We start from the raw sequence: 9,007 nt of genomic DNA on the forward strand, positions 1-9,007 counted from the left end.
TACTCTGAGTAATGGCATACGGGCCCCGGTTCATTCAACATTACCTATTTCTCCGATTTCCCACCGCCAACTTTTCCGGCTTTGCCCGGTTGTGCGGTTGCGGTGGGGTTTTTCACGTATTTGTCGAGCCAGCCGTTCATCTCCCACAGCATGTGCAGCAGTGATTCTTTGGAATCATAATGATGGCTTTCATAGGGCAGGAGTACCAGTCGGGTTGTTGCACCAAAGCCTTTCAGGGCATTGTAATACCGCTCTGATTGAATCGGGAACGTACCTGTATTGTTGTCGGCCTCGCCGTGGACGAGCAGCAACGGTGTTTTCATTTTATCGGCGTTCATAAACGGCGACATTTTGCTGTACACCTCAGGAGCCTGCCAGTAACTACGTTGCTCGTTCTGAAATCCGAAAGGCGTTAATGTTCGGTTATAGGCGCCACTACGTGCAATACCCGCTCTGAACATACGGCTGTGCGTGAGCAGATTAGCCGTCATAAACGCACCATACGAATGCCCGCCGACGCCAACTTTCGTCGAATCGACAACGCCTAGTCGAACACCTTCGTCGATGGCGGCTTTGGCGCTGGCGACCAGTTGTTCTACGTACGTATCGTTTGGTTCTTTATCGCCTTCGCCCACGATGGGAATGCTGGCATTGTCCAGAATGGCGTAGCCCATCGTCACAAAAGCAGCCGCGCCCCAATAGCTGATCCGGTTGAACTGGTATGGTGAACCCGACACCTGACCAGCCGCATCTTTACTCTTGAACTCAGCCGGATACGCCCATAGGAACGTCGGCAAAGGTCCCTGTTCTTTCTTGTACCCAACCGGCAGATACAACGTAGCACTCAGTTCCACGCCGTCGTTACGTTTGTAGCGAAGTTGCTGTTTCTGAATGCCTTTCAGTTGCGGATATGGATGCACGAAAGTGGTTACCTGTATGGGAGCGATACGTGCTTTCAGGTTACGGATGAAGTAATTAGGATTCTCCTCCTGTGATTCGCGGGTGGTCAGAATCACCTGTTTAGCCGCGTCCAGAACGGCTACGGGTCGCTCGAAATAGGGAGATGCCGACCGCCATAGCTCCTTCGTTTGTTTCGTTTTCAGATTCAACAGGCTCACAAATGGACGGTCACCTTCAGGCGAAGAGCCTTGTCCGTTGAGCATCAGGATTTCACCGCTGGGCAGAATGTTCAGTACGTCGCGACCGTATTGATTCTGCTTCATATCGGGCTGGCCGGGGTTGGTGTACCGATCTTCGTAAGAGCGGTCGAAAAGCACCGACGATTGCCACGTAGCAGGGTTAATGATTTTGGTGATGGTTTTTCGACTCTGCCACCAACGTTCCGAAACCAGCGCCGTAGAAGCGTTCCCCCAGTCGAAGCCAGCGAAACGGAACTGAGATGCATAAATTTCCTTAGGCTGACCCGTGAAAGGAGCTTCAATCAAGTAAACTTTATCTCGAATGTCGGCTTTTGCTTTTGGGTCGCCATTGTCCTGTGCCTCCGTGTAGTAAACCGAAGCCGGTACGTCTGTCCGCCAGGTATAATCGCGGGGGCCAGTCGGAACACCGTCGCGGCTATAGGCTACACTTTCCTGTAATGGACTATCAATCAGCGTTTTTACCAACGTACCACCCGTTGCATAAATGTCTGTTTTGAGCGGGAATCGGTTCACCGGCACCAGATACGAAAACGGCGTATGAACCGTTTCGATCAGTACGTATTGTCCATCGGGCGAGGGGTCGGCTGTCATGATAATGCCTGGCTGACCGATGTTCGTAGCTGTTCCGTCCAGTCCCATCCGAACTACCTGTGCTGTCGTGTAATACGTAAACTGTTTTTCATCAGATGGATTTTTGAGCAGGTCCTGATACGTTGGTGCCTGACCACGTTTCCCACCAATGTTTTCCTGGGTGGTTGGTCCACCGGGAACTCGGCTCACTTCGGGTGCCTGTCCACGACTAGCCGGTACAGTTTTTACAATCAACCCTTTGTTGTCCGATAACCACCGATACGGCACACCCAACGTAGCGTTCAGAGCGGCAGTGCCTACTTTCTGAGCGGTTGCCGTTGCTACGTCGATAACGTATAGATCGATACGGCTGTTGGTCGAGTGAGCAAATGCGATTTTAGTATCATCGGGCGACCAGGTAACGTAGCTGATCTGGGGAGAAGCGGGTAAGCCCGTGATGGCTTTTTCGTCTTTGTCGGTCAGTTTCCGGAGTTTAAGTCCCGTAACGTAGCGGGCGCGGCTGGGGCCTGTATTAGCTGGATTCAGACGAAGGCCAGCCAGTTTAAGTTCTGGCTGCGACAGTTCGTCGATGCTGGGAACGGCGGCTTGCTCAAGCAGCACCATCATGTCGCCTTTCGCCGACATACTAACGTTGGGCGTGAGTGGCACGGTTACTAAATCGGCCAGCACTTTTGGCGGTGTCTGATACGTAGCAGCGTCCTGTGCGTATCCAATTACTGAACAGGTAAGCCCCACTGCCAATAAAAGCCAGCGGTCGGGGCGAGTTTTAGTTAAGATAGAAACCATAAAAAAACAGTTTTAGGTTGTATGGAGGTGTAATCAAAGATCGTATTATGAACGAACTCAAATCCAAAACAAAATTAGGCACTTACGCGCACTTGCAGCTGATTATACTTGCTTTTATTTATTATTAAGTTATTTCTATGATTTAGCTTGTCATGCTGACGAAGGAAGTATCCTAAAGTATCTAGACGTACTAATAAGGATATTTTAAGATGCTTCCTTCGTCAGCATGACAAAGCGCTCATTTGTTAGCTTTTATCCGAAAGTTTAAACAGCTATCTTATTTTTCCCGGCTCCAGATTTCATTCACTTTTCCACCCGTCGAGCTTTCGCCGGTGTGATTCCATTGGTCTCCGTTTATCTTCGCGCCAAACGTCAGTGATTTCCCGACCCGGCTATTATCACGGGAGAAAAATTCGATGGTTTCGGTGTAGTTTCCGTCTTTCAGCGTGTACGTACCGCCCCCCGTTCCCGAAAATTGTTTCGTCTCCGGATTGATTGCAATCCACTGAAAGCGGCTTCCGGTCAGCAGTTTCAGAGTTTTGCGAGCTCCTCGCTGCATCGTTGTTATTTGTCCTGCATCATTGGCACGGCCCGTAATACGCCACAATCCTGTAAGGGGCGTAGCTGTCTCTGTAATCTTCTCAAAGACTTGAATAACACCGGGTTTACGAAAGATTATTTTATTACCATCCAGTTCTACTTCATTCAGTTCTGTTTGACCAACCCGGCTGCTATCTTCCGAATCAAACTCAACTTTTACACTCAACTTCTTACCGTCCATCTTACAGACGCCACCCCGCGTGCTTATGTAGCGGGCTGGTTGATACGTAGTCTGCACAAAATAATTATCCGCAATTGTCAGCATCACAAGAGCGCCGTCCGGATTTTTAAACTGCCAGGCACCGTCGAATTCTGTTGGCTCAGCCCAGCGGAAGGCGCTGAGGGTAGTCAGGAGCATAAGCATTCCCCACAAAGATTGTTGTTTTAGTTTCATAACATCTCTGGTTTAACTTACTAATTATGTACATAAACCTACATATTATTTCATCAAATCCACCTGTGGTTTATTAGCAATAGCATTCCCGTCCAGGACGTAGCAATTTTACCGTATGAAAACGCTGGTCAACCTGAATTGGGTCATTATTGGCCTTTATAGCCTGCTCCTCGTATATATGTTTATAGGCAGTAATAGCCCTAACAACGATGCGGCTGGGAGGGGCATGCTGAGTGGCTTTGTTTTCCTATTGCTTCTGTTTGTAGGGTTACTGGTATTTCTAAATCTACGGGAATCCCGTTTTGCCATCATTACGGTATCTGTACTCGGCGGCCTGCCTATGCTGCTGATGGGTACGAACCTAATTTTCGAACGTATCAAAGAAGGCCGGCAATCCGAAGAATTTGCGAAGGAACAGGAAGCTAAGGCTAATGGCACGTATTACTTTCAGGATTCAGCCCATCAACAGGCTGTGGTCGCTATTATGGCCGGCGATACGTCCCAACTTCGGCAATTGCTGGCGGCCCCTTTCTCTAAAATAAACGAAAGCGGTACCAACCATACTACGTTGCTTGACATTGCGGCTTCGAAGGCCGCCGAAAATCCGACACCACAGGCGTATGAACTCTTAGACGTATTACTGGAACACGGCGCTACGTTCAAAACCGACGATACGTTACGTCAGGCCACTCAACTCAACCTTTACTGGGCAAAACCGGAATTCATCGAATGGTTACTGAAACATGGGGCTGATCCGAACGTACAGAACACGCCCGATTCTCCCCCGTTTCTGTTTAGTATGCTCGGTTTCGGGAGTGAGGACCGTTTGGAGCGGGTAAATTTACTGCTACGTTACGGCGCCAATCCGAACGCCATAAACCCGGCCAGCCAGTGGTCTATCCTACTCGAAGCGGCCAATCAGCAAGCCTGGGAAGTATGCCAGTTATTACTCTCGAAAGGTGCTGATCCTACTTACAAGATACCTCAGGGCCAGGATTTTAAAGATTTTCTACAAAGTCGGGCGGATTCCTATAAAACTCAGCAAACCACTCCACCTGCGGAGTTTACAGTTTTAGCGGAGAAATTCCTATAATCACAAGTCAATTCACTGATTCACAGAATTATGGAGCGCCACGTAACACTATTCATTGCCAGTTTATGCGCGGCTCCACTGTTTTTTTTCGTAGCTGGCTGGCCCTACTTAAGCGATAATCGCGGTAATTCCGACCAAACCATCGCTAATGGCTATATGGGCCTTCTTCTTGGCACTGCAGCCGCTATTGTCGGTTTTTTTGTGGTCGGTTTTCTGACGAATTTATTAATTGGAAAAGGATATTTACGAACCATTCAGATTGCCGACCTGATTATGGTTATTGGTTGGGGAATTGTTTGGTTTATCTACTCAGATACGCAACCCTGGGAGTTGCATTACGCCGACCAGAACGCTATTCTGGACATTGAGATACGTGCTTCCAAAGACCTCTTGAATGGTAATCCTATTGATAAGGTAGCTGGCATTCGTTTTGCAGAATCTGGCCTGACCTACTACCAGCCTGAGCGCATTCGGCAGGAAGGTGAGTTTACGATTTTGCCCTGGTTTACGTATCTGCATCGGGTTAAAGGCTGGAATGTATTGGTTGACTTGCCTCAACAGGCATCCTTTTTTCAGATGGATTTGCCAAAGCGTCCACCGCAGTCCACCGAATGGTCAAACTGGATTGCTCCCATTCCCCAACCTGACTACACAACCCCGGCTGGCCTTTCGATTCGTTACCGATTCCGACTCGTACCGTATGGGCAAGACCCATAAATTAAGCAGGTTGTCGTTGATAATCAGGCATAAGTAGTCAGAAATAACATTCTGTTTTAACTTGTAAACCAGTAGTGACCAGAACTCCCGCATTGAATAAAAAAGTATGGAACGCTTCCTAACAGTATTGTTCGCCAGTTTATGTGCGGCTCCGCTGGGGTTTTTTATCGCCAGTTGGCCGCTGTTAAGCGCCAAGGGGGGCAATTCCGACCAGACCATAGCTAATGGCTACGGCGGTATATTATTTGGTATAGTGGGCGCTGTTCTGGCTTTTATTCTGACCTGGTATTTCGCGAATAACCTGATTGTCAAAGGGCATATACGCACAATTCAGATCGTCGATCTCGTAATGGTTATCGGTTGGGGAATCGTCTGGTTTGTTTTTGATAGTAAACAGCCCTATCTGCTTGAATATTCCGATCATACGCCGGTTCTGGAAGTAGAGGTCCGTGTAAAAAAATCTGCGCTGAACGGTAAACCTATTGACAAAGCGGTTGAAGTTATGTTCGTAGGATCGTCACTCACTTATTATCGAGATGAGCAGATTCACGAAGAAGGCGATTCCGTAATTCGCCCCTGGTATGGTTATATGTATTCCATTAAGGATTGGAGTGTACGGGTTTATCTTGATAGCTTATACGGCGATTTTCAGTTGAACATACCCCGTCGCCCGATGGAATCGACGGAATGGTCGGGCTGGATAAATCCTACACCTAATCCCGAAGATAAAGCTCCCGACGGCGTTTCGATTCGCTACCGATTCCGACTCGTGCCGCATGGCCAGGACCCGTAGAACATAGCCTGGCCGGGCTGGCGTACCAGCGGCCAGGCTACTACGTCAATACGTACTGAATTGATTCTGAGCCTGTTTTTTTGTTACTTCGATTATGCAGACCTTCCTCTTTCTGTTTCTGATTTTCGCAGCTTTTCATGCGGCTGGCCAATCTCTGGGCGATACGCCACAGCAGGCACTCAACCACTACGTATCGTTTTTGAACCAATCGGCCGATGAAGTTGATGATCGATTTCGGCGGGTACAGGCTTATTATTCCACCATAGATCATTCTGGTAACGGTCGGAACTTGCCACAAATTTCGCCATCAAGGACGCTGGAGGAATATTATTACAAAAAAGCCATCGCCAGTCAGTCTCTGACCGAAGCCGAAAAAAAACGCCTGGATGACAGTGCAAAAGGGCTCTGGAAATTGCTCAACAAGATCGACCAGACGGTTAAATCGCTGGAAATCTACGACCGGCTTCAGGATTATAAACAGGACAATTTTAAAAAAGCGAACGTTCTCATTGCCGATCTGAAAGGTCAGATTGATCAGTTTAGCCGCGACAAAACTGAGTTCTACAAACAAATCCAGCGAGTTTATCACCGCTACCAGCCTTACCGCGCAAACGATCCTTATCTGTATTCGGAAAAAGAAATGAATGACGTATTGGAGAGTCAGTTGGAGCTGCTCGATACGTTACGTTACTATCTGAACGACTCAAAAAATCCGAACTGGCCCGTTGAACTGATTCAGAAAAGTATTCTGGCCGACGAAAAACTACTCGCCGACTTTGGTCAAGCCCAAAAACACATTGAGTACCCGGCTTCCGATATGATTGGCTCGTTTCGGGCAGGATTACAGTCGATTCAAACGCTGAAAAAACATGCCGTCGACGATTTCAATTTTGCCGCCCGACAATCGGCCCGCCACAACAACGAGTTCTACAAATCATTCATTAACTATTATAACAATGACTTGCTGAGCTGGTATCAGCAATTTGTCAAATACAGTACGTCGACCCGACGGCTGCTTGATTTCCCGAAATTTTCGCCAGTATTCGCCGTCGACGTATCGGAATCGATAGCGACTACCCGCCAACGGGCGCAGCCTTTCCGCGACGTTCCCCGTGTTGCTTTTACTATAAAACCCGCGACTTCGCCCGCCAATCCGGCCCTGTTCCAGACACTGAATGCCTACGTCGATTTTATCAATGAATCGCTACGTCAGATGAATACGTTGCAACTGGAAGTCCGTAACTACCAGTATTCTGTTGATTCCTATCGGACACGTAGCGGCCGACGGGCGCCGTTGACGTATGCGCATGAAGGGTTTAAAGTGCCGGTTTCCGAACATCAGACGCTAACGATACGTAACCCGCAAATTCTGCCAACGTATCGGGCTTCTGTGAGTAGTCAGGCCGACGTATTGCTGGCGATGCTGAAAGAAATGGACGCGCTCAGTGTCGAACTGATCGATTACACCAACGAAAAGCGGTACGAACAGGACAACTTTCAACGTTCCGACGAAATTATGGACCGCTACGTTTATCTGTTCGATACGTTCGACCAGAAAAAAGAGCAGCTCTATTCGGATGTCCGACGAATCTTCGAGAGCTATCCGGCGGCCAAACCGTCCGACTCCTGGAACGTATCGGGGAAAGCGTTGCTACGTGCCGTCGATATGAATAAGGAGATATTATTCGGCGTAAGGGCGTATCTGAAAAAAGAGACCAACCAACTCCCCCAGCCCGACTCGCTGCAATTGGAAGCCCGTTCGCTGATTATCAACGAGTTCAAAAACCTGAAAGGATTACAGCGATTGGGACGTAACAACGGTTTATGCCCGTATTCGCCCTACGAAGACATCGCCGAAAACTCGTTGAAATGGAGTGATATGTTGGCAAGAATTGCCCGTACGAAAGAAAATTCGTATGAATCCTGTTATTATTTCTTCAATAACGAACTCGCTTATGAGTACAACAAATTCGCGGATCTGGCTAAAGTAAATCTGTTAAAAACCATCAACGAACCCAATATTTTCGCGTTCCGTCGGTCGAAAACAGTAACGCTGCCACCCGAACAAGCTATCCTCAGCAAGGCTGATACGAAGCCGGTAGCGGTTCAAACATCGCCTTCAGTTGAGCCGAATAAAGTACCGGATAAAGCCCCTACCAGCAGCCCCGTTTCATCAACGGCCAACGGTAAATCGCTTGTTCAGCACGATACGGTATATATTAATCGGGCCACTGTCGATACGGTATATATTGATCGGTCGGGGCCGGTATCCGTGCCGACTTCCTTAAACGGGTTTGCGGCCAATAACATGATTCTTTTGCTGGACGTATCGGGTTCGATGGATTCGCCGGTAAAGCTGCCTTTGCTCAAGAAGTCTGTAAAATCGTTGCTACGTCTGTTACGTCCTGAAGATCAGTTGGCAATTGTTGTGTATTCGGGAAAAGCAAAGGTGGTTCTGAAACCAACTTCCGGTAGCAATACCGACGAAATTATTCGCGTCATTGATCAACTTCAGTCGGATGGCGATACGGATGGAAATGAAGGTATTAAACTGGCGTATAAGGTGGCGAACAAAAACTATCTGCGGGCCGGTAATAACCGAATCATTCTGGCAACCGACGGCGAATTTCCAATCAGCGATGATACGTTCAGCCTGGTGGCGGAAAACAGCAATCAGGACGTCTACATAACTGTTTTTACATACGGGAAGAATGAAATTAAGAGCAATACGCTCAAAAAACTGGCCCAGACTGGCAAAGGGACTTACACACATGTAACGCCCGAAAACGCCGACCTCAAACTCATCACTTATCACTCATCACTCATTATTCATTTACGGGCAGAAAATCTTATAAAACGTATAGCTCACCGTG

Annotated in this window: 6 protein-coding genes; 4 read left to right on the plus strand and 2 right to left on the minus strand. The window is 48.1% G+C overall.

Features of this window, described 5'->3' with window-relative positions; translation table 11 throughout:
- Positions 1-44: 44 nt before the first annotated feature.
- Both IC229_RS19725 and IC229_RS19730 read right to left on the minus strand, forming a co-directional pair.
- Positions 45-2,537 carry a S9 family peptidase gene (locus tag IC229_RS19725; RefSeq protein WP_190888723.1) on the minus strand — a complete coding sequence of 831 codons (2,493 nt, stop codon included), beginning with the start codon at positions 2,535-2,537 and terminating at the stop codon, positions 45-47.
- 277 nt (positions 2,538-2,814) lie between these two features.
- Positions 2,815-3,531, minus strand: a complete 717-nt coding sequence (locus tag IC229_RS19730) for a membrane or secreted protein (protein WP_190888724.1) — start codon at positions 3,529-3,531, stop codon at positions 2,815-2,817.
- A gap of 115 nt (positions 3,532-3,646) precedes the next feature.
- Between IC229_RS19730 and IC229_RS19735 the strand changes: the two genes are divergently transcribed.
- From IC229_RS19735 to IC229_RS19750, 4 genes are all read left to right on the plus strand, one after another.
- The gene (locus tag IC229_RS19735; protein WP_190888725.1) at positions 3,647-4,624 is read left to right on the plus strand and encodes an ankyrin repeat domain-containing protein; all 978 of its coding nucleotides are present in this window, start codon (positions 3,647-3,649) and stop codon (positions 4,622-4,624) included.
- Between the two features lie 30 nt (positions 4,625-4,654).
- Complete coding sequence (locus IC229_RS19740) at positions 4,655-5,341, plus strand: hypothetical protein (RefSeq protein ID WP_190888726.1); 687 nt, start codon at positions 4,655-4,657, stop codon at positions 5,339-5,341.
- Between the two features lie 106 nt (positions 5,342-5,447).
- Entirely contained in the window at positions 5,448-6,134 is a 687-nt protein-coding gene (locus IC229_RS19745) for a hypothetical protein (RefSeq protein WP_190888727.1), read from the plus strand.
- A gap of 94 nt (positions 6,135-6,228) precedes the next feature.
- Positions 6,229-9,007 (plus strand): VWA domain-containing protein (locus IC229_RS19750; protein ID WP_190888728.1); only part of this gene is annotated, 2,779 nt, incomplete at its 3' end.

The sequence above is a fragment of the Spirosoma profusum genome, assembly GCF_014699005.1.
GTDB lineage: Bacteria > Bacteroidota > Bacteroidia > Cytophagales > Spirosomataceae > Spirosoma > Spirosoma profusum.

Coding starts and splice junctions, on each gene's coding strand:
- IC229_RS19725 (WP_190888723.1), bottom strand. CDS start 2,537: ATGGTTTCTATCTTAACTAAAACTCGCCCCGACCGCTGGCTTTTATTG.
- IC229_RS19730 (WP_190888724.1), bottom strand. CDS start 3,531: ATGAAACTAAAACAACAATCTTTGTGGGGAATGCTTATGCTCCTGACT.
- IC229_RS19735 (WP_190888725.1), top strand. CDS start 3,647: ATGAAAACGCTGGTCAACCTGAATTGGGTCATTATTGGCCTTTATAGC.
- IC229_RS19740 (WP_190888726.1), top strand. CDS start 4,655: ATGGAGCGCCACGTAACACTATTCATTGCCAGTTTATGCGCGGCTCCA.
- IC229_RS19745 (WP_190888727.1), top strand. CDS start 5,448: ATGGAACGCTTCCTAACAGTATTGTTCGCCAGTTTATGTGCGGCTCCG.